We start from the raw sequence: 21646 nt of genomic DNA on the forward strand, positions 1-21646 counted from the left end.
CCTACTTCCCGGCCGCCGATACCGATACGGACGCCGGCTCGTTCCACAGCAGCTGCACGGTCTGCACCGGTTGTCCGGCCTGCACGAGCTGGCCGCGGCCGGGCGGCAGGGCGCGGGCGCGGACGCCGCTGACCAGCGGACCCTCGGCGCGGTCACCGGACAGGACGAGGGCAGCAGTGCCCGAGTCACGGAGGGAGCTCGAGAAGGATTCGTACAGCCCCCTCGACGATCCCCGGACCCGCCTGGTCAGCACGGCATGCAGGCCGATCTCGCTCGCGAGCGGCAGGTAGGGCGCCAGCCGTGCGAGGGGAGCCGACCCGCCTGCGGTCAGGATGTCGTAGTCGTCGATCACGAGCACGACGCGAGGCATCAGGGACACCTCGGCCCGTGTGGCTCCGGTGCGCTTGTCCAGTTCGGTGGCGACGGCGGCGGCCAGCTGCTCGGCCAGGGCCGCGCTGGTCGCATAGCCACCGAGGTAGGAGTCGGGCACCTGTTCGCTGAGGGTGCGCCGTGGATCGAAGACGGCCAGGACGACGTCGTCGGGAGTGTGCTGGGCGACCATGCTGCGGATGATGGTCCGAAGGACGTTCGTCTTGCCCGAGCCTTCGTCACCGAGCACCATGAGGTGCCGCTCGCGCAGCTCCAGGTCGAGGTACTCGACCCCGAGGTCCGCCTCCCGAAGGCCCAGCGGAACCAGGGCCTGCCGTTCCGGCACCGGCACGGTCGACGCGGGCACCGTCTCGGGTAGCACGCGCACGCGCATGGCCCGCTGGTCGGTGGAGGACGCTACGGCTGCAACGAGCTCGCGCGTGCCCTGGACCGCAGTGTCCTCGTCGGAGACGCCGTCGATCCGGGGGAGGGCGAAGTGTCCCTGCAGCTTGTTCGCCGCTAGTCCCCGCCCTGGCCGTCCGAGGCTGACAGCCTCGCCGACCTTTCGTCCGTGGGCGGATTCACCGGGATCAGCGAGGCGCAGTTCTATCCGGTTGCCGAAGAAGCTCTGCTGGGAGATGCGGATCTCGTTCATGCGTGACGACGTCGTGACGACGTGCAGCCCGTAGCCGCCGCCGCGGGCGATGAGCGAGTGCACCTGCTTCTCCACGTCCTCGAACTCGTCGTTGAGCTGGCCGTAGCCATCGAGGACCAGCACGATGTCCGCGCTTGTGAGTTCGGGGACGCGGCCCTGGGCGCACATGCGTCGAAGCGTCGGAAGGGAGTCGATCCGATAGCGCTCGAAGAGGCGCTCCCGTTCGCCGAGCATGGCCAGCAGCTCGTCCATCGTGCGGCGGATGACCTCGCGATTGCTGCGCACGGCTATACCTCCCACGTGCGGTAGGCCCTCGAGTGCCATGAGCCCGCTGCCCAGCAGATCGATCCCGTAGATGCCCACCTCGGCGGGACTGTGGGTGAGCGCGAGGCTCGCGACGATCGTCCGGAGCGCCGTGCTCTTGCCGGTCTGGGGACCGCCGATGATGGCGAGGTTGCCGCCGTTGGCAGCGAGGTCGAGCTCCCATACGCCCTGCCATTGCCGGGCGGGGTCGTCGAGGAGGCCTACCCCGATGCGCAGGGGAGCGGCCTGCGCCATGGCGTGCCCGAGGCGCAGCCCCTGGCTCGTGGTCTGGATGCCTCCCGCTGCCGCGTCGAGGGAGATGCCGCCCGGCAGGGGCGGCAGCCAGATGGGATCGACCGCCCGCGGGAAGGTGGACAGGGTGTCCATCAGGGTGGAGAGGACGGTGGGGCCGGTGGTGCGCCTGGACCCCGTCGTCGCCTGGGGTGCGGGATCGTCCCTGCCGGCCGGAGTGCCGGACAGCAGGGTCGCCGCGTACTTCGGGACCTCGAGCACCTCGTCCTGTTCGCCTCCGTCGTCGTCCTGCTCCTGCTCCTCGAGCAGGGCCTCGAGTGGCCCGGAGACGTAGCCCGCCTTGAACCTCGTGTAGGTGGTGGTGTCCACCTTGAGGTAGCCGAAGCCGGGGACGGGCGGCAGGTGGAACGCGTCGGGCGTCTCCAGGACGGTCCTGCTCTCGGCTTCGGAGAGCGTGCGGAGCCCGATCCGGTAGGAGAGGTAGGTGTCCAGTCCCCGCAGCTTCCCGGCCTCGATGCGCTGGCTGGAGAGCAGGAGGTGGACACCGATGGACCGGCCGATACGCCCGATGGACAGGAACAGGTCGATGAAGTCGGGGCGGGCCGTCAGCAGTTCGCCGAACTCGTCGATGATCACGACCAGGTGCGGCAGGGGGGCCAGCTCCTCGCCGTGCGCCTTCCGCTCCTGCCGATGGAGCTGGTAGTCCGTGATGTTCGCCAGGTTCCCGGCGGATTTCAGCACTTCCTGGCGCCGCTGGATCTCCCCGGAGAGGCTGGCGTAGACCCGCTCGATCAGGCTGAGGTCGTCGGACAGGTTCGTGATGACACCGGTGACCTGGGGTGCACGTTCGAAGGGGGCGAAGGTGGCGCCGCCCTTGTAGTCGACGAGCACCATCGCGAGTGTCTCGGGCGGGTGGGTGGCGAGCAGCCCGACGACGAGGCTCCTGAGCATCTCGCTCTTGCCCGAACCCGTGGCGCCGATGCAGAGTCCGTGGGGGCCCTGGCCGAACTGGGCCGCTTCCTTCAGGTCCAGGAGGGTGGGGCGGCCGCGGTCGTCGGCGCCGAGGGGTATGCGGAGGAAATCGACGTCGCTGCGGGGCTGCCACAGCCGGCGGATGTCGGCCGTACTGAGTTCAGGGGTGAGGCCGAGCATCTCGAGGAAGCCGACCGAGCTCTCCGTGGAGTCGTGCTCCAGCGAGTCCGGTGAGAGGCGGAGCGGGGCGAGGTCGCGCGCCACGGCCTCGGCGGTGGGTAGGGGCAGCTCGTCGAGGGTGCCGTGGTCGATGAGCGGGTCGACGCTGTCCACGCGGTAGTTTTCCACCGTGAATCCGGTCGCCGTCTCGCTGATGCGCAGTGCCACTTCTCCGGGCTCCTGCAGGCGGTCGGCCACCAGGTGGATCGTGGTGACGCCGAGCTGGCCGGGGGCGGCGTGGGTATCCGGGATGTGGAGCTCCACCGGCAGGTGCCCGTAAGCGTCGGCGATCACGAGAAGGCGTGGCAGGGCGACACTGACTCCCCCGCGGAGGAAGTTCTTGCGGGACTCGGCGGCGAGGCTCGAGCGCTCGAGGAGGTCCCCGCGCAGCAGGTGGGACAACAGGTCCATCGACGGCGCGAGCCGTCGGACGGGGCCGGTGCGGTGCGTCGTGTGCTGGTCGGCGAGGTGCGGGAGCCACGTCGCCCACTCCCAGTCGGTCCGGGCGGATTCGTCGCAGGCGATCGCGAGGAGGAGGTCCTCGGGGGAGTGGAAGGACGCGGCCTCGGCGATCAGCAGCCTGCTGACGTGCAGCACGAAGTCGCGCGAGCCGATCACGCTCACGTTGCCGGCGCAATCCAGGGGAAGGGTGATCGGCAGGTCCGGACTGGACTCGTAGCGCTGCTTGAGCAGCTCGAGCTCGGTCATCATGAAGGTGTCGGTCTGCTGCAGGGCCGAGCCGGAGTGTGCGACGAGGATATCGCGGTTGCGACGGGGGCCCGTCCCGAGGCGGACGCGCAGGAAGTCCTCATTGGAGCGTCGTCGTTCCCACAGCCGCTGTGGGTTTCGGATGATGTCGAAAAGGGCATCGGGGGGAGGGCTGCTCACCCGGGCCACGCGTTCGGCGACCTGCTCCTCCGACCGCAGCTGCGTCCTGGCGCGTTCCAGGTATTCGAGGTAGTTCTCGCGCAGCTCACGGCGCTGCCTGCCCTGCTTGCCCCGCTGACTGACCATCATGACCACCGACGCGAGGACGGTCACGATCATCATGAGGGCTCCGACGGCGGCCAGGGAGGATCCGCGGAACAGCATCATGATGGTCATCGAGAGTCCCGCCCCCAGGAGCGGCACGAGGGACATCATGTTCATCCCGCCGCCTCCGGACTCCACGGCAGGAGGCGCGTCGAGGCTGAAGGGCGGCAGGTCCCGAGCGGGGGCCGTGGTCCGTGCGGGCCGGTGCACGATCCGAACGCTCATCCTGCGCGGCCGTCGATCGCCAGCGCGAGGGCCCGGGAGGCGAGTGCGCTGACCTGGAGGCGGGTCTTCCGCGCGAGTAGACCGAGGTCGAGTTCGACCCCTGCGGCGAGGTGCCGGTCGTAGTCGATGTGCACCGCGGGGATGCCGGCGTCTCTGAGCCGCTTCGCCTGGCGGCCGGCGTCGAGGGCGGCGTTGTCATCGACACTCACGACGACGACGAGCATGGGCACGTGCCCGGGTTCGCCTGCTTCGGGCCGGCGGTATGCCACCGCGAGGGCGTCCTCGACGCCCGCGACCGTCGCCGGTGTCACGAAGAGCGCGGCATGCGCCTGGTCCAGGGACCAGAGGGCGGGAGCGAAGTGCATTCCTGTCCCGCAGTCGTAGACGGTGACGGGGCAGAACCGGGATATGGTGCGCGCCAGGCGGCTCGCACGCTCGTTATCGGCTCCGGTCAGGGGTGGTTCCGCGGTGCGGCCCGCCCCGCTGCCCGCGATCAGGAGGTTTTCCTGCGCCCTGCCCATGGTGCGGGAGAGTTCCTCCACGGTGGTCGCTGGTTCGGCGGCCGCGAGGTCGGCGGCCGTGGGGGCGGAGTCGAGGCCCAGCCGGAGGCTCAGGGTGCCGAGACCCGTTCCGGCGTCCACGGCGGCGATGGTGTCGGACCGCAGTGCGGCGAACACGCGGGCCAGCAGTGCGGCCGTCGTCGTCTTCCCGGCGCCACCGCGGGAGCCGACGACCGCGATGCGTCGGCCCGTGGTGACCGGCACCTGCGTGCCGGCTGCAGCCCTGGTCAGTTCCTCGACGTAGGCGTCACTGCGGAAGAGATCGGTGACGTTGTGCGCCAGGGTGCGCAGGGCCCCGTCCGCCGGGCGGGTCCGAAGGACACGGCGGAGTCGCTCCTCCGGGGTCTCGAAGGGGTCCGTGCGGGTGGTCCGCGGTTCGGTCGACGTGGTCATGGCGCTCACCGGAAGCTTTCGAGGAGTTGTACGAAGACGCCGAACATCCCGACGGTGAGGGGGATGGATGCGAGGATGGCGACCGTCTCGAGGCGTTTCGCCTGCTGGCGGCCCCGCGCGGCGACATGGTCCGCCGGCTCGACGGCCAGCGAGAGTGCGCTCGCCACCGCAATCAGGAGCACGACGACGGCGACCAGCCATGGCTGCTGGGGCAGGAACCGGAGCGCTCCGAGAGCCAGGGCGGTGAGCCCGACGGCGGAGGCGGCATTGAGCGCGATGCGCTCTGCTGCGAGGGGGAATGCCCTGGCACGCAGCGCCGTGGCCAGGGTCAGCGCGGCCAGCAACGGCAGCGTCCACTCCTGGGTCTCGGTATCGGTACCGATGATCCACAGTCCCGCTCCGATCGAGACACCCGTGATGACCGATCCGAAGCTGAGGCTCGCATGCGCTGCGGCGACGGCATCGAGGGCATCGGTCCGGGCGATCGTCCCGCCCTTCGAGCGCTGGTCGTCGAGCGTGGCCAGGCCGGAGGCCGACAGCGCGACCTTCGGCATCAGGCCGAGGACGAGGAGGCCGGCGAGCGCGGTGAGGGCGGCCGCTTTCGGCGGGTCGGGCGCGATGAAGGTCGCGGCGACCCACACGAGGGTGAGGGCGCCGAGGGTCAGGGCCGCACTCGCCATCGCCTTCCTCCGGTCGGCGATGATCCCGACGGCCAGGAGGAGGACGACCGTCAGTGCGGAGGTGAGGAGGGCGACGACCGGCAGGCTGTCGCCCCGGTGCAGGATGCCGGCGAAGGCGGTGATCCAGCCGGCGACGAGTAATGCGATACCCATCTCGCGGAACCGGGCGACGACGCCGGCGACGGTTCCACCGGCCAGGAGGACGCCGCCCAGGGAGCACAGGATCCACCAGGCGCTGCCGGGCAGGTACTCGCGAAGGAGGAGCTCGGCGCCCGCCCACAGGCCGAGCGCGGTGAGGACGATCGCCGTCGCCGTCGTGAAGGTCGTCGTCCAGCGCCCCCGCAGGTCCGCCGTCCGGTCGACCACGAGGTCGGTGACGTCATAGACGACGGCGGCCGGTGGAGCCTCGGCCGCATTGCACAGCAGGAGGGAGGATCCGTCGGCGATCCCGGCGTCGTCGAGGGTACGTCCGGCACTGAGCGGCGTGCCGTCCGGCGTCACGAGCAGCTTCGCGGCGACGTCGTCGCTCGGCTCGTCGTGCAGCAGGTCAAGGACCTGTGGCATCAGCGCGCCGACCGGCCGGTCGGACGGCAGGAGGAGGTCGAGGTGACGCCGTGTGCCGATGAGCGTCACCCGCGTGAAGGCGTGGGCCATCCGGTCAGTCTCCTGCGGGTAGGTGGGCAGGCTGCGACGCTGCCTGGAGGTGGAGGTTCCAGCCGAGATGAGGGACGACGGCGCCTGCACCCGTGTTCTGCTGCTCCTGGCGTTCACGCTGCTCCTGGAGGAGGTTGCCCACGAAGGACACCCCGACGCAGACGGCGGCGACGACGGCGGCGAGGGCGATGCTGAAGAGGAACAGCTTGACCGAATCCATCCACCGTCGCTGATGTGGATTGCCGCCGAAGAGGAGTGCGTTCGTGAGACGGTTCCTGCGGACGGTGACGGACTCGATGAGCTGGCTGTCGTAGTCGTTCGGCAAGGATCCCCCCATGAATGTTCCTGAAACCGTTCATATACTCGCACCTTTTGCCGGTCCTTCCCGCGTTCCCACGGCCGTATGGGGAGAACTACCCATGAGCCGTCCTTGACCGGAGCCGTGAGGGGAGCTGAGATGGACACTGCAGGGCTCGCGGGTGACAACACCTCCGCTGAGCATGCGGCCCGGCAGTGTTTCCCTGACCAGGGTTCGACGAGAAGGATCAAGAGGCGCCATCAGGCGTCGAGGGGGTAATTCGTGAAGTTCGACATGGGTTCGCAGACACTGTCCACACTGACGCAGCAGACCGGCACGTCGAACGAGGATCTCGGGCAGCTCGTCCGCAGCCTCGTGGATGCGGTCGCTCCCCTCGAAGGGAAGTTCAACGGCCAGGGCCGGGTTCGCTTCGACGAATTCAAGCAGCGCACCGATATCGTCGCGAACGAATTGAACACGTCGCTGGGAATCATCCTGCAGGGGCAGTCCGAGATGGACACCGCCTTCCAGACGGGCGACCAGGAATCAGCCGACAACGCCACGCAGCAGCAGGGTTCGGCAGCATTCGATGCCGCGCGCTTCGGCGGCCGCTGAGCACCGTCCTCCTCGAACCGCTTCCAGCGGCTCCACCCCGAGCAGGGGACCCAACCACTTCGAGAAAGGCACCGGTCAGCCGGTGCGGAAGGACACACCATGTCACAGGATCGCGTCAGCTTCGATACCGATACATCGTCGGCCGTGCAGGGGGACATCCAGTCGATCGTCGGGCGCCTCGAGGCGCTGATCGGCGAGCGGGAGAAGGCTGTCAGCACGGCCATGTCCGACTTCCAGGCCGATGGCGTCTCGGAGGAGTACCAGGCGGTCGAGGTGCGCTTCAAGAACGCCGCCAACGAGACCCGCAACATCATCTCGCTGGTCAAGGAAACCCTCGGACTCAACGACCAGACGGCGACGGGCGCCGGATCGCGCGCCCGCTCAGCGGTCCAGAACATCGGCTGACGCAACACCAGGGACCATGACGGGACCCGCATGCAGGATGCTCCGGGCGGAGTGGCACACGGGCTGGCCACGGCAGCCCGTGTGCCCGGTGCATCGCTGGCCCGCTCCGGGGCGTTAGGGCAAGATGGGAAAGTGACCCCAGAACCTGACAGCGCATCGGTAGACGCCACCCCCTCGGAGCAGCCGGGTCCGCCCAGCAGCGAGCTCAGGGAGGAGTACGCGCGCCTCGCCGAGGAGGTTCGGGCGCACCGCATCGCGTACTACCAGGATGCAGCCCCCACCATCTCGGATGCCGAATTCGACACCCTGTTCCGGCGCCTCGAGGAGTTGGAGGCCCTCCACCCCGAACTCGTGTCCAACGACTCGCCGACGCAGGAGGTGGGCGGGGAGGTCTCCTCGGCGTTCACGCCCGTCGATCACCTCGCCCGGATGTACAGCCTCGAGGACGTCTTCTCCCTCGACGAGCTCAAGGTGTGGCTGGATCGCGCCTGCGCCGGGGTCGAGCAGCGCAACCCCGGAGCTGCCATCGAGTGGCTGACCGAACTCAAGATCGACGGCCTCGCCGTGAACCTGCTGTACCGCAACGGCGAGCTGGTCCGGGCGGCGACCCGCGGCGACGGCGTCACCGGCGAGGACATCACGCACAACGTGCTGACCATCGCGTCGATCCCGAGGCACCTCGCGGGCAGCGGCCACCCGGAGGAGGTGGAGATCCGCGGCGAGGTCTTCTTCCCCACCAAGGAGTTCGCGCAGCTCAATGAGCGCATGGTCGCCGCCGGGAAGGCTCCCTTCGCCAACCCCCGGAACGCCGCCGCCGGGTCCCTGCGCCAGAAGGACCCCGCGATGACGGCGGAGAGGCCGCTGGACATGTACGTGCACGGGATCGGTGCCCGTACGGGCCTCGCGGCCGAGACCCAGTCCCAGACGTACGACCTCCTGAAGGAGTGGGGACTCCCCACCTCGCCGTACTACAGGGTGCTCGCGGACCAGGGCGAGGTCATCGACTTCATCGAGCACTACGGCGAGCACCGCCACGACCTCCTCCACGAGATCGACGGCATCGTGGTGAAGGTGGACAGCTTCGCGCTGCAGCGCGCCCTCGGCCACACCTCCCGCGTGCCGCGCTGGTCCGTGGCCTACAAGTACCCGCCCGAGGAGGTGAACACGAGGCTGCTCGACATCCTCGTGAACGTCGGACGGACGGGCCGCGTCACGCCGTTCGGCCTGATGGAGCCGGTCAAGGTGGCCGGTTCGACCGTCGGCATGGCCACCCTGCACAACCAGGAGGTCGTCAAGGCCAAGGGCGTCATGATCGGGGACATCGTGGTCCTGCGGAAGGCCGGCGACGTCATCCCCGAGATCGTGGGTCCGGTCATGGCCCTCCGTGACCCCGACAGGGTGCGCGAGTTCGTCATGCCCACGGAGTGCCCGTCCTGCGGTACCGCGCTGCAGCCGGCCAAGGAGGGCGACGTCGACATCCGCTGCCCCAACGCCCGGTCCTGCCCGTCACAGTTGCGGGAGCGTGTCTTCCACCTCGCGGGCCGCGGCGCCTTCGACATCGAGGCCCTGGGGTGGGAGGCGGCGATCGCCCTCACGCAGCCCGCCGAGCCCGAGGTGCCTCCGATCACCACGGAAGCCGACATCTTCGACCTCACGCCGGAGAAGCTCGCCGACGTGCGGATAGAGCGGGACAAGAAGGTCAAGGGCGTGGTCACAGGCCGTGAGCTCGTGCCCTACTTCTACTCGAAAGGCACGGCGAAGAAACCCTCCGAGCCGAGCGCCACCACCCGCAAGCTCTTCATGGAGCTGGAGAAGGCGAAGACGCAGCCGCTCTGGCGGGTACTCGTCGCGCTGTCCATCCGGCACGTCGGCCCGACGGCGTCGCGCGCCCTCGCCACCGCCTTCGGATCGATGGAGCGCATCCGCTCCTCCAGCGAGGAGGAACTCGCGAATGTCGACGGCGTCGGCCCGACCATCGCCGCCGCCCTCGAGGAGTGGTTCGCCGAGGACTGGCACCGCGAGATCGTGGACCGGTGGGCAGCAGCCGGCGTGCGGATGGAGGACGAGGTCGATGAGAGCACACCGCGCACGCTCGAGGGTCTCACCGTCGTCGTGACCGGTTCCCTGGAGCGGTTCAACCGCGACGAGGCGAAGGAAGCCATCATCACGCGCGGGGGCAAGGCCGCCGGCTCGGTGTCGAAGAACACGAGCTATGTGGTGGCCGGCGAGAACGCGGGCACCAAGCTCGAGAAGGCCGAGGTGCTGGGAGTACCCGTGCTCGACGAGGAGGGCTTCATCGCGCTCCTCGAACACGGCCCGGTGCCCGTGGCGGAGGTCGACGGCGGTGCCGCCGATGGCGACACCAGCGAGAAGAGTGAGGACACGGAAGTCGCCGAGGAACTGGATCGCGGAGCAGGCGCGGATCTGGACAGCCAGGCCGGGGTCCGCACATGATGGCGCGATCCGGTGCAGCCGATGCTGCGCCCGCGTCGACCCACGCCCTCCTGCACCTTGCCCGCCAGGCCGCGGCGGCGGGCGCCGGTGTCCTCGCCCGGCGCGATCCGGCCGCGCTCGCCGCCACCACCAAGAGCTCGGACAGCGACTGGGTGACCGCGTTCGACGTCGCCGCCGAGCAGGCGGTACGCGGAGTCATCGCCGACTCCCGGCCCCACGACATCATCACCGGCGAGGAGCTCGGCACGACCGTCCCGCCCGGGACTCCGGACGACGCCGACCGCATCCGCTGGTCCATCGACCCGCTCGACGGCACCACGAACTTCATCCGCGGCATCGTCTACTACGGCACCTCCGTCGCGGCCGCCGCCGCGGACGGCACCTGGCTCGCCGGCGTCGTGCATGCTCCGGCCCTCGGCCGCGTCTACTGGGCGTGCCGCGGCGGCGGAGCCTGGCTGAGCGACCACGGGACAGTGCGGCGCCTGACCGGTCCGACCGCCGGCCGGGGCCGCCTGCTCGCCACCGGATTCTCCTACGAGCCTGCGACGCGCGCGGCCCAGGTGGGCGAACTGCCCGGGCTCCTCGACGGGTTCGGCGACCTCCGGCGGCTGGGCTCCGCCGCCCTCGATCTCTGCATGGTGGCCGACGGCTCGCTCGACGCCTTCGTGGAGCGCGGCCTGAACGAGCATGACCTGGCGGCGGGCGCCCTGATCGCGGAGGAAGCGGGGGTGACGGTGCACCGGCCCCCACTCAGGCCCATGCTCGACGGCGGCCCGAGCGAGGCCGAGCGCCTCGCCGCCGTGACGGTGGCGGGGTCCGCGGATTTCGTCGCAGCCGTCACGGGCGTACAGGTACGGACCGACGAAAGGGCCTCATGACCAAGCCATCCTGGCAGAAGATCCTCTCCACCCTCGCCGGTGAGCGCTCCCGCGAACTGTATGCCCGGGCCGTGCTCGGGCAACCGCTCGATGCGACGCCGAAGGAGGTGCAGCGACTACGCGACGCCGGCCTCCTGACGGACGGTGACGACGTCGACGGCGAGCTGTTCAAGGTGGTCCTCGCGGCCGCTGCCCCTGGTACCCCGAAGGGTGTCGACAGGTTCTTCCGGAACGGGCGGATCGACGGCCTGCCGCGCGCCGGGCAGGACCGCGCCGACCTGCTGTCCCATCTCGCCGAGCGGCTCCTGCCGGCCGACGAGGAGCTCACCGAGCCCGAGGTCAACCGCCTGCTCGCCACCGTGACGCACGACATCCCTACCCTCCGCCGCGCGCTCGTCGACCACGGCTACCTGGAACGCCATCCGGACGGGACCGGCTACCGTCGGGCGACCGGGGGGTCCTGAGAGCCACCGAGGCCGCGCGTTCCCGCTCCGCGCGCGCCGACGGACCGGCGACACGGCGGGGTTCGCTGCGTGGCAAAATAGGCCGGTGACCACAGCACCGTCCCAGAATTCCATGACCGATACCGGCATCACCATCCGGCCCATCCGCACGCAGGACTTCGAGGATGTCCGACGCATCACGCGCGGCGCGTACCTCGAGGCCGGCTACTTCACCGATGAGGCGCACCCGTACGTCGCCGTCCTCTCGGACATCGAGCACCGGGCGCAGCACGCCGAGGTGTGGGTGGCGGAGCGCGACGGCGTCGTCGTCGGGTCTGTGGCGCTCACGTTCGCGGGCCAGCGGTACACGGACATCGCGGTCGAGGGCGAACTCGAGTTCCGCATGCTCGCCGTCGACCCCGCGGTGCAGCGCGGCGGCGTGGGCAGGGCGATGGTCGAACGCATCATCGACCACGCGCGGACACTGCCCGGTATCGAGGCCGTCAGCCTGACGAGCGGTTCCGACATGGTCCGCGCGCACCGGCTCTACGAGTCGATGGGCTTCGTCCGCGTCCCCGAGCGTGACTGGGAGGTCCCCAACGAGGACATCCTCCTCTGGGTCTTCCGCCTCTCCCTGTGACGCGGAGGCGGCTCGGATCCAGCTGTCGTCGTCGGACGCGTGGACCGCACCGCGCGATGCCGGGGGCCCGGCGCGTCAGCACTAGACTGGACGCAGAAACCCGCGTCCACCTTCCAGGGGAGATCCATGGCTGAGATCAACCGGGACGACGTCGCGCACCTTGCGCGGCTCGCCCACATCGACATGAACGACGACGAGCTCGACCGCATGGCCGGAGAACTCGCCGTGATCGTCGATTCCATCCGGACCGTGAGCGAGGTGGCGGGAGACGACGTCCCCGCGACGAGCCACCCGATCCCGCTGAGCAATGTGTTCCGAGATGACGTCGTCGGGGACACCCTCAGCAACGAGGAGGCGCTCATGGGCGCACCCGACAACGCCGACGGCCGCTTCCGGGTCCCGGCAATCCTGGACGGGGAGTAACCCATGACCGACCTGATCCACCTCTCCGCCCACTCCCTGGCGCAGAAGCTCGCGTCGAAGGAGGTCTCCGCCGTCGAGGCGACGCAGGCCTACCTGGACCGCATCGACGCCGTCGACGGCGCGATCAACGCCTTCCTGCACGTCAACACCGACGAGGCGCTGCTCGTCGCCGCCGAGGTCGACAAGGCCCGGTCCGACGGCGATACCCTGCACCCGCTCGCCGGCGTCCCCATCGCCGTGAAGGACCTCATCGTCACGAAGGGCCAGCCCACCACGGCCGGGTCGAAGATCCTCGAAGGCTGGCAGAGCCCCTACGACGCCACCGTGGTGAAGAAGCTCCGCGCCGCGAAGATGCCGATCCTCGGCAAGACCAACCTCGACGAATTCGCGATGGGCTCCTCCACCGAGCACTCCGCGTACGGGCCCACCCGCAACCCGTGGGACCTCGACCGCATTCCCGGCGGATCCGGTGGCGGGTCCGCTGCCGCCGTCGCCGCCTTCGAGGCACCGCTGGCCCTCGGTACCGACACCGGTGGCTCCATCCGCCAGCCCGGCGCCGTCACCGGGACGGTCGGCGTGAAGCCCACCTACGGCGGCGTCTCCCGCTACGGCGCTATCGCCATGGCGTCCTCCCTCGACCAGATCGGTCCCGTCTCCCGGACCGTCCTCGACAGCGCGCTGCTGCACGAGGTCATCGGTGGCCACGACCCCCACGACTCGACGTCCCTGACCGACCCCGTCGGCGCCCTCGTCGAGGCCGCCCGCATGGGCCAGGTCGAAGGAATGCGCATCGGCGTCATCAAGGAACTGCAGGGCGAGGGCTACCAGGCCGGCGTCCTCACGCGCTTCTCCGAGTCGCTCGAATTGCTGCGGTCGGCGGGCGCGGAGGTCGTCGAGGTCTCCTGCCCCAACTTCCGGTACGCGCTCGGCGCCTACTACCTGATCATGCCGTCGGAAGCTTCCAGCAACCTCGCGAAGTACGACGGCGTGCGCTTCGGCCTGCGCGTCGTGCCCGAGGGCACCCCGACGATCGAACGGGTCATGGGGGCCACCCGCGCCGCCGGCTTCGGTGACGAGGTCAAGCGCCGCATCATCCTCGGCACGTACGCGCTGAGCGCCGGCTACTACGACGCCTACTACGGTTCGGCCCAGAAGGTCCGCACGCTCATCCAGCGCGACTTCGCGGCCGCGTTCGAGCAGGCCGACGTGCTCATCTCGCCGACCTCCCCCACCACCGCCTTCAAGCTGGGGGAGAAGATCGACGACCCGCTGGCCATGTACCTCAACGACGTCGCGACGATCCCGGCGAACATGGCCGGCATCCCCGGACTGTCCCTGCCGGGCGGCCTCGCGGACGAGGACGGACTGCCGGTGGGCATCCAGCTCCTCGCACCCGCCCGCAAGGACGCGCGCCTCTACCGCGTGGGCGCCGTCCTCGAAGCACTGCTCGAAGAGACGTGGGGCGGGCCGCTGCTGGCCAAGGCCCCCGAGATCGCAGGGAGGAAGTAATGACTGCTGCAACCGACGAGATCCTGTCCTTCGAAGAGGCGATGGAGAAGTACGATCCCGTGCTCGGCTTCGAGGTCCACGTGGAGCTCAACACGAGAACCAAGATGTTCTCGTCCGCGCCGAACGCCTTCGGGGACGTGCCGAACACCAATGTGACACCCGTGGACCTCGGCCTGCCCGGCGTCCTGCCCGTGGTCAACGGAGTGGCCGTGGAGTCGGCGATCAAGATCGGGCTCGCGCTGAACTGCAAGATCGCCGAGAAGTGCTACTTCGCGCGGAAGAACTACTTCTACCCGGACACCCCGAAGAACTTCCAGACCTCCCAGTTCGAGGACCCCATCGCCTATGACGGGTCCATCGACATCGAACTCGCGGACGGCACCGTGTTCACGGTCGAGATCGAGCGTGCGCACATGGAGGAGGACGCCGGGAAACTGACGCACATGGGCGGCGCGACCGGCCGGATCCAGGGCGCCGATTTCTCCCTCGTCGACTACAACCGGGCCGGCGTTCCCCTCATCGAGATCGTCACGAAGCCCATCGAGGGTGTCGGTTCCCGCGCCCCCGAGCTCGCCAAGGCCTACGTCGCGGCGATCCGCGAGATCGTCAAGAACCTCGGCGTGTCCGACGCCCGCATGGAACGCGGCAACGTGCGCTGCGATGCCAACGTCTCGCTGCGCCCGTACGGGCAGGAGAAGTTCGGGACGCGTACCGAGACGAAGAACGTCAACTCGCTGCGCGCCGTCGAGCACGCTGTCCGGTACGAGATCCAGCGCCACGCGGCGGTCCTCGATTCCGGCACGCCCATCCAGCAGGAGACGCGCCACTGGCACGAGGACACGCGGTCGACGACGTCGGGCCGCCCCAAGTCCGACGCCGACGACTACCGCTACTTCCCGGAGCCCGACCTCGTGCCCGTCGTGACGAACCACGCCTGGATCGAGAAGCTGCGTGCCGAACTGCCCGAGCCGCCCGCCGAGCGGCGCAAGCGGCTGCAGGCCGACTGGGGCTACTCCGACGCCGAGTTCCGCGACGTCGTCAACGCCGGTGTCATGTCCTCGATCGAGGACACCATCGCTGCCGGCGTCAGCGCCGCCGTCGCCCGCAAATGGTGGATGGGCGAGATCTCGCGCCGCGCCAAGCTCGCGGACCTCGAGCCCGCCGAACTGGGCGTGACGCCCGAACTGATCGTGGAGCTCAACGCGCTCATCGAGAGTGGCAAGATCAACGACAAGCTCTCGCGCGACGTGCTCGACGGCGTGCTCGCCGGTGAAGGCACCCCTGCCGAGGTCGTGGAGAAGCGAGGCCTCGCGGTGGTGTCCGATGACGGCCCGCTGCTCGAAGCGATCGACGGCGCCCTCGCGGCCCAGCCGGATGTCGCCGCGAAGATCCGCGGGGGCAAGGTGCAGGCCGTCGGCGCGATCGTGGGTGGGGTCATGAAGGCGACCCGCGGCCAGGCCGACGCCGGGCGCGTGCGCGAACTCATCCTGCAGCGCCTCGGCGTCGAGGGCTAGGGCCGCTCAGCTCAGCAAGGAGGGCGCGATGGCGGTTCTGCCGAGGGCAGAGATCGACGTCGCGCCCTCCCTCGTCACGTCCCTGCTGACCGACCAGCATCCGGACCTGGCGGATCTGCCGGTCCGCTTCGTCAGTCACGGGTGGGACAACTTCCTCTTCAGGCTCGGAGCGGACCTCGTGGTGCGGCTTCCCCGTCGGGAGGTCGCCGACGCGCTGATGGTCACGGAGCAGCAGTGGCTGCCGGGCCTGACGCGGCACCTGTCCGTGCCGACCTCCGCACCGCTTCGTGCCGGGTTGCCGGGCTCCGGCTATCCCTGGCACTGGTCCGTCTGCCGCTGGATCCCCGGAGCCGGCGGCATCACGGTGCCTCGGGCCCGTCGCGCACCGGTGGCCGTCCCGCTCGCGCGCTTCCTCGCCGAGTTCCAGCGTCCGGCGCCGCCCGGAGCCCCCAGGAGTCCGGTGGGGCGCGGTGGTCCGCTGACGGCGCGCGACGACGTCGTCCGTGCGCGCCTCGCGTCCCTGCCGGGAGTACCGGCCGGCCCGCTGATGGACCTCTGGGACCGGGCGCTCGCCGCCCCGGCCTGGGCCGGGACGCCCCTCTGGCTGCACGGGGACCTGCATCCCGCCAACACGGTACTGACGGCCGGTGGCGTCCTGGCCGGCGTCGTCGACTTCGGTGACCTGTGCTCCGGTGATCCGGCGACCGACCTCGCGGCAGCGTGGCTGCACTTCGACGCGGCGGGCCGTTCCGCCTTCCGCGCGGCGCTGGAGGCCCGTCGCCCGACCGACCCCGCCACCTGGGACCGCGCCCGGGGCTGGGCGGTGAGCATGGGCAGCGCCCTGGCGGCGTCCTCGGACGACGCCCCGGCGTTCCTCTCGCTCGGGCTCGAGGTACTGGCCGCAGTGCTCGAGGAGGAGTCCGGCGCCCCCGCCGTCGCGCGCTGATATTGTGGCTGCGGGCACATCCCGCCCGGCACTCGTACCGCATCGGCCCGGCCTATCCCGCCGGCTGCCGCCGGCGGCATGGAAGGAACTGTCCAGTGAAGGCGCTGTACAAGTCCGGGGCCCACCCCGGTTTCGAACTCATCGACCGACCCGAACCCGAGGCAGGGTGGGGCGAGGTCAAGATCAGGGTCATCACCACGGGCATCGGCGGCACCGACCTCCACATCGAGAGCTGGGACGCCTGGGCCCAGGGCATGATCAAGGCCCCGCTCATCCCGGGCCACGAGTTCTACGGCGAGGTCGTGGCGCTCGGCGAGGGGATCCACGACATCCGGATCGGGGACCGCGTCTCGGGCGAGGGCCACATCGTCTGCGGGACCTGCCGCAACTGCCGCGCCGGCCGTCGCCAGATGTGCATCCGTACCTCGAGCGTCGGGGTCCAGCGCGACGGCGCATTCGCCCAGTTCGTCGTCGTCCCCGAGACCAACGTCTGGGTGCACGACGCGACCATCACGCCCGAGCTCGGAGCCGTCTTCGACCCCTTCGGCAACGCCGTCCATACCGCGCTGAGCTTCCCGCTCGTCGGGGAGGACGTGCTGATCACCGGAGCCGGGCCCATCGGACTCATGGCGGTCGCCGTCGCGCGCCATGCAGGAGCCCGCAAGATCGCCATCACCGACGTCTCGGCCCCCCGGCTGGACCTGGCGCGCGGCGTCGGAGCCGATATCGCCATCGACGTCAGCCGCAGGCGCATCGCGGACGCGCAGCGCGAGCTCGGCATGAAGGAGGGGTTCGACGTCGGGATGGAGATGTCCGGCCACGCGACGGCGCTGCCCGAGATGATCGACAACATGAACCACGGCGGGCGCATCGCCCTGCTCGGGCTGCCCGCCGGTCCCATCTCCATCGACTGGGGCAAGGTGGTCACCCACATGCTCACGCTCAAGGGGATCTACGGGCGCGAGATGTTCGAGACCTGGTACGCGATGAGTGCCATGCTGCAGTCCAACCGGACGCTGCGCGAGGCTGTCTCTTCCGTGGTCACCGACTGCCTGCCGGCCACGGAGTGGCAGCAGGGCTTCACAACAGCGCGCGACGGCGCGAGCGGCAAAGTGGTCCTCGACTGGACCACCTTCTAGGAGGCAGGAACACCATGTATTCAGCAGTCCGCGACCAGCTCGCCGGTGAACTCGACGACATCCGCAGCGCAGGCCTCTTCAAGCACGAGCGCCGCATCTCCTCCCCGCAGTCCAGCCACATCACGGCCGGGGCGCTCGGGGCAGAGGACGCAAGGGTCCTCAACTTCTGCGCCAACAACTACCTGGGCCTCGCCGACCACCCGGACATCATCGCCTCGGCGAAGACCGCCCTCGACGAACGCGGCTTCGGCATGGCCTCGGTGCGCTTCATCTGCGGGACGCAGGACCTGCACCTCGCGCTCGAGCGGCGCGTCTCGGAGTTCCTCGGCACGGAGGACACCATCCTCTTCTCCTCCTGCTTCGACGCGAACGGCGGCGTCTTCGAATCGCTCCTCGGGGCAGACGATGCGGTCATCTCCGACGCGCTCAACCACGCCTCGATCATCGACGGCATCCGGCTCTCGAAGGCGCAGCGGTTCCGCTACGCGAATCGTGACATGGCAGACCTCGAGGCGAAGCTCCAGGAGGCCTCCGGTGCAAGGCGCCGCCTGATCGTGACCGACGGCGTCTTCTCCATGGACGGCTACCTCGCCCCGCTCGAGGCCGTCTGCGACCTCGCCGAGCGCTACGACGCGATGGTCATGGTCGACGATTCGCACGCCGTCGGGTTCATGGGGGCCACCGGCGCGGGTACGCCGGAACACGCCGGGGTCGCGAGCCGCGTCGACATCTTCACGGGCACGTTCGGCAAGGCGCTCGGGGGAGCCTCGGGCGGCTACGTCTCGGCGCGTGCCGAGATCGTCGCCCTGCTGCGGCAGCGTGCACGGCCCTACCTGTTCTCCAACTCGCTCGCGCCGTCGATCGTCGCCGCCACGCTCACCGCACTGGACCTGGTGCAGAACAGCGCCGACCTGCGGTCGGTCCTCTTCGCCAACGCGGCGCTCTTCCGCCGTCGCATGACGGAGGAGGGGTTCGACCTGCTCCACGGTGAACACGCCATCATCCCGGTAATGTTTGGCGACGCCGCGCTCGCCGCACGCACCGCGGACGCCATGCTCACGCACGGCGTCTTCGTGACGGCGTTCAGCTACCCGGTGGTTCCCAGGGGAGCGGCCCGCATCCGCGTACAGCTCTCCGCCGCACATACCGATAAGGACATCGAAGCCTGCGTCCGCGCGTTCGTCGCAGCGCGAGCCGATGTAGCGGCCGGGCAGGAGCCGGCCGGCGACGGCGGTGCGCCCGGTGCGCACGTGGGCGGTGCCTGAGCACACCTGTACCGAGCAGCCCGTCGCGTTGGGGGAGGGCCGCCCTAGGATGACGGGATGAGCTCCCTCGAGTGCGACATCCTGATCATCGGCGGCGGGATCGCCGGCCTCTCGCTGGCGTCCGCCCTGGCGCCGTTCTCCAGCGTGGTGCTCGTCGAGTCGGAGCCCACCCTCGGATACCACACGTCGTCCCGCTCCGCGCGCCAGCTCATCCCGAGCTACGGGCCAGAACCCGTGGTGGACCTGACGCGCCGCACGCTCGAGCTGCTCTCCGGTGTCCAGTCCTCCACCGGGCTCCCGCTCACCGTGCCGCGATCCTTCCTGCTCATCGGGTCGGAGGCCGACGTCGAAGCTGCGGCCGGTGCGTCGATGCGCCGGGTTCCGCACGCCGAGGCACTGGAGCTGTGCCCGCAGCTGCGCCCGGACGCCTTCGTTGCCGCGGCCATCGACACCGACTCCGTCGGCACGGACACGGACCTCCTCCTCGAATACCATCGACGGAGCGCGAGCGACGACGGCGTCCTCATCCTCACGAATGCGCCCGTCACCTCCGCCCGGTACGACGGCACGGGCTGGAGCGTCCGGGCGGGGTACCGCAGCATCACGGCGGAGGTCGTGGTCGATGCGGCGGGGGCGTGGGCGGACGGCTTCGCCGAGCTGTGCGGCATCGCGCCGCAGGGACTGGTACCGCTCCGGCGGACCGCCGCGATCGTCGCCGCCGGGAATGCGCCGCCGGTCGGCACCCCGATGGTCGCCGCGGCCGACGGCTCGTTCTACTACCGGCCCGACGCCGAGGGCGTCCTGATCTCGCCGAGTGAGTCCGAACCCGCCGAAGCAGGCGACGCTCAACCCCGTCCCGGTGACGTCGAGCGGCTGATCGACCACCTCGCATCGGTCACGACCCTCGATATCACCTCGGTCCGGAGGTCCTGGACGGGGCTGAGGACCGAGCGGGCGTCCGGACTCCCCGTGGTGGGGTTCGACGTCGGCCACCCCGGTTTCTTCTGGCTCGCCGGGCAGGGCGGGTACGGCTTCCAGACGTCGTCGGGCATCGCCGAACTCGCCACCGTCCTGCTGACGGGCGCTGATCCCGCCGACCTGGGTGCGGACCCCTCGCGCATCCTGGCCGCGGCGAGCGCGCTCCGACCCGCCTGAGCCGTCCGCAACGGCCTGTCACCAGGTGCACTTTCCTGCCCCGTCGTACCAACTCTTCCGTAGAGTAGTGGCCGGACGCAGCCCCGGGGCCCCTGGCGGTGTGCCTGCAAATCATCGGAATACCCGCGGGAACGCGGGCAGGAGGAACGGAAGCGGATCATGTCGGCAAGTGGAGGCAACAAGGCGATCATCGCGGCCCTCGCCGCCAACCTCACCATCGCCGCGCTCAAATTCGTGGCGTTCGCCCTCACGCGTTCCTCATCGATGCTCGCCGAGGGAATCCACTCGGTGGCGGACTCCGGCAACCAGCTCCTGCTCCTCCTCGGCGGAAAGCGCGCAAAGCGCCAGGCCAGTCCCGAACATCCCTTCGGGTACGGCCGCGAGCGTTACATCTACGCCTTCATCGTCTCGATCGTCCTCTTCAGCGTCGGCGGCCTCTTCGCGCTGTACGAGGCGTACCACAAGTACCAGGACCCGCACCCGATCGAAGGCAGCTTCTGGTGGGTGCCCCTCGCGGTCCTCATCGGCGCGATCATCGCCGAGTCCTTCTCGTTCCGGACCGCCATCAGGGAGTCCAACCACACGCGCGGGGACATGGGTTGGATACGCTTCGTCCGCACGGCGAAAGCCCCCGAACTGCCGGTCATCCTGCTCGAGGACTTCGGTGCGCTCATCGGGCTCGTCTTCGCCCTGTTCGGCGTATCGATGACGCTGCTCACCGATAACGGCATGTGGGACGCCGCCGGTACCGCGATGATCGGACTGCTCCTGGTGGGTATCGCCGCCGTACTCGCCGTCGAGACCAAGAGTCTGCTGCTCGGGGAATCGGCCAAGGCGTCGGATGTCGCGAAGATCGAGGCGGCCATCGCGAGCGACGGATCAACCCGCATCATCCACCTCAAGACGCTCCACCTCGGGCCCGAGGAACTGCTCGTCGCAGCCAAGATCACGGTGGAGGGCCAGGAGAACGGCAGGCAGATCGCAGCGGTCATCAACGGCGCCGAGCAGCGCATCCGGACAGCCGTCCCGATCGCCACGGCCATCTATCTCGAGCCGGATCTGTACTCGCCCCGGGCTGCGGCGACGCCCTCAGCGAACGGAAGCTCCACGCGGTCCCTGCCGTCCGAGGAATAGTCCGCGCAGGTCTAGGATGGGCGCATGAACGTCATCGAAACACGCCTTCCCGGCATCGGAGTGCGGCGCGAGATCGTCACAGGCTCCGGTCGGAGGGTAGGGATCGTCGCCCAGCGCGACGGCGATCTGGACCTCATCATCTCCAAGGCCAGCGATCCCGACGCCTGCGTCGCGTCGATCCCACTGACCCCGGATGAGGCAGCAACCATCGGCAACCTCCTCGGCTCACGCCAGCTCGTCGCACAGCTGACGGAGGAGCATCGTGACCTCCCCGGAGTCTCCACGCGGCAGTTCCAGATCGAGCACGGCTCGCCCTTCGAGGGACGCCCCCTCGCGGACACCCGGATGCGCTCGCGCTCCGGTGCGTCCCTGGTGGCGGTGCTTCGCTCCGGTCAGGTGCAGGCTTCGCCCACGCCCGATTTCATCCTCGCCGCCGGCGACCTGCTTGTGGTGGTGGGCACATCCGAGGGCCTCGACACCGCGGCGGATATCCTGCGAAACGGCTGAGCCGCCT

General features: G+C 69.7%; 19 protein-coding genes. 15 read left to right on the plus strand and 4 right to left on the minus strand.

The features are described from left to right. Position 1: 1 nt before the first annotated feature. Genes eccCa through RCH21_RS12215 form a run of 4 tightly spaced genes read right to left on the minus strand, consistent with a single transcriptional unit; the run spans position 2 to position 6651 of the window. Positions 2 to 4027, minus strand: a complete 4026-nt coding sequence (eccCa, locus tag RCH21_RS12200) for a type VII secretion protein EccCa (RefSeq protein ID WP_326964586.1) — start codon at positions 4025 to 4027, stop codon at positions 2 to 4. After that, positions 4024 to 4980, minus strand: a complete 957-nt coding sequence (locus RCH21_RS12205) for a nucleotide-binding protein (RefSeq protein WP_326964587.1) — start codon at positions 4978 to 4980, stop codon at positions 4024 to 4026. The genes eccCa and RCH21_RS12205 overlap by 4 nt, the downstream gene beginning before the upstream one ends. A gap of 5 nt (positions 4981 to 4985) precedes the next feature. After that, entirely contained in the window at positions 4986 to 6314 is a 1329-nt protein-coding gene (gene eccD, locus RCH21_RS12210) for a type VII secretion integral membrane protein EccD (protein ID WP_326964588.1), read from the minus strand. A gap of 4 nt (positions 6315 to 6318) precedes the next feature. Further along, positions 6319 to 6651, minus strand: coding sequence for a hypothetical protein (locus RCH21_RS12215; protein WP_326964589.1), 333 nt, complete (start codon positions 6649 to 6651; stop codon positions 6319 to 6321). 255 nt (positions 6652 to 6906) lie between these two features. Here RCH21_RS12215 and RCH21_RS12220 point away from each other — a divergent pair, with 255 nt between their 5' ends. The 15 genes from RCH21_RS12220 (at position 6907) to RCH21_RS12290 (ending at position 21639) form a co-directional block, all read left to right on the plus strand. Beyond that, positions 6907 to 7227, plus strand: a complete 321-nt coding sequence (locus RCH21_RS12220; protein WP_220725885.1) for a hypothetical protein — start codon at positions 6907 to 6909, stop codon at positions 7225 to 7227. Between the two features lie 99 nt (positions 7228 to 7326). Then, entirely contained in the window at positions 7327 to 7632 is a 306-nt protein-coding gene (locus RCH21_RS12225; protein ID WP_120148204.1) for a pore-forming ESAT-6 family protein, read from the plus strand. 132 nt (positions 7633 to 7764) lie between these two features. Beyond that, a complete protein-coding gene (gene ligA, locus RCH21_RS12230; protein WP_326964590.1) occupies positions 7765 to 10086 on the plus strand; it encodes an NAD-dependent DNA ligase LigA in 2322 nt (773 codons plus the stop codon). Beyond that, a complete protein-coding gene (locus RCH21_RS12235) occupies positions 10083 to 10964 on the plus strand; it encodes an inositol monophosphatase family protein (protein ID WP_326964591.1) in 882 nt (293 codons plus the stop codon). Before ligA ends, RCH21_RS12235 begins: the two co-directional genes overlap by 4 nt. Then, positions 10961 to 11428, plus strand: coding sequence for a DUF2087 domain-containing protein (locus RCH21_RS12240; protein ID WP_326964592.1), 468 nt, complete (start codon positions 10961 to 10963; stop codon positions 11426 to 11428). The genes RCH21_RS12235 and RCH21_RS12240 overlap by 4 nt, the downstream gene beginning before the upstream one ends. Positions 11429 to 11540: 112 nt before the next feature. Continuing rightward, complete coding sequence (locus RCH21_RS12245; RefSeq protein WP_326964644.1) at positions 11541 to 12047, plus strand: GNAT family N-acetyltransferase; 507 nt, start codon at positions 11541 to 11543, stop codon at positions 12045 to 12047. A 126-nt stretch (positions 12048 to 12173) separates the two neighbouring features. Continuing rightward, entirely contained in the window at positions 12174 to 12470 is a 297-nt protein-coding gene (gene gatC / locus RCH21_RS12250; protein ID WP_120148199.1) for an Asp-tRNA(Asn)/Glu-tRNA(Gln) amidotransferase subunit GatC, read from the plus strand. A gap of 3 nt (positions 12471 to 12473) precedes the next feature. After that, complete coding sequence (gatA, locus tag RCH21_RS12255) at positions 12474 to 13979, plus strand: Asp-tRNA(Asn)/Glu-tRNA(Gln) amidotransferase subunit GatA (protein WP_326964593.1); 1506 nt, start codon at positions 12474 to 12476, stop codon at positions 13977 to 13979. Then, positions 13979 to 15493 (plus strand): Asp-tRNA(Asn)/Glu-tRNA(Gln) amidotransferase subunit GatB, encoded by a 1515-nt coding sequence (gene gatB / locus RCH21_RS12260; RefSeq protein WP_326964594.1) that lies wholly within the window; start codon positions 13979 to 13981, stop codon positions 15491 to 15493. Before gatA ends, gatB begins: the two co-directional genes overlap by 1 nt. A 28-nt stretch (positions 15494 to 15521) precedes the next feature. Continuing rightward, the gene (locus tag RCH21_RS12265; protein ID WP_326964595.1) at positions 15522 to 16439 is read left to right on the plus strand and encodes an aminoglycoside phosphotransferase family protein; all 918 of its coding nucleotides are present in this window, start codon (positions 15522 to 15524) and stop codon (positions 16437 to 16439) included. Positions 16440 to 16534: 95 nt separating this feature from the next. Beyond that, positions 16535 to 17578, plus strand: coding sequence for an L-threonine 3-dehydrogenase (gene tdh / locus RCH21_RS12270; protein ID WP_326964596.1), 1044 nt, complete (start codon positions 16535 to 16537; stop codon positions 17576 to 17578). Between the two features lie 14 nt (positions 17579 to 17592). Beyond that, complete coding sequence (locus RCH21_RS12275; protein ID WP_326964597.1) at positions 17593 to 18843, plus strand: glycine C-acetyltransferase; 1251 nt, start codon at positions 17593 to 17595, stop codon at positions 18841 to 18843. Between the two features lie 57 nt (positions 18844 to 18900). Beyond that, positions 18901 to 19998: an NAD(P)/FAD-dependent oxidoreductase gene (locus RCH21_RS12280; protein WP_326964598.1), complete on the plus strand. Its 1098-nt coding sequence runs from the start codon at positions 18901 to 18903 to the stop codon at positions 19996 to 19998. Between the two features lie 159 nt (positions 19999 to 20157). Further along, the gene (locus tag RCH21_RS12285) at positions 20158 to 21132 is read left to right on the plus strand and encodes a cation diffusion facilitator family transporter (RefSeq protein ID WP_326964599.1); all 975 of its coding nucleotides are present in this window, start codon (positions 20158 to 20160) and stop codon (positions 21130 to 21132) included. Positions 21133 to 21156: 24 nt separating this feature from the next. After that, a complete protein-coding gene (locus tag RCH21_RS12290; RefSeq protein ID WP_326964600.1) occupies positions 21157 to 21639 on the plus strand; it encodes a cation:proton antiporter regulatory subunit in 483 nt (160 codons plus the stop codon). Positions 21640 to 21646: the final 7 nt, after the last annotated feature.

The sequence above is a fragment of the Arthrobacter sp. PL16 genome (assembly GCF_035985055.1).
GTDB lineage: Bacteria > Actinomycetota > Actinomycetes > Actinomycetales > Micrococcaceae > Arthrobacter_D > Arthrobacter_D cheniae.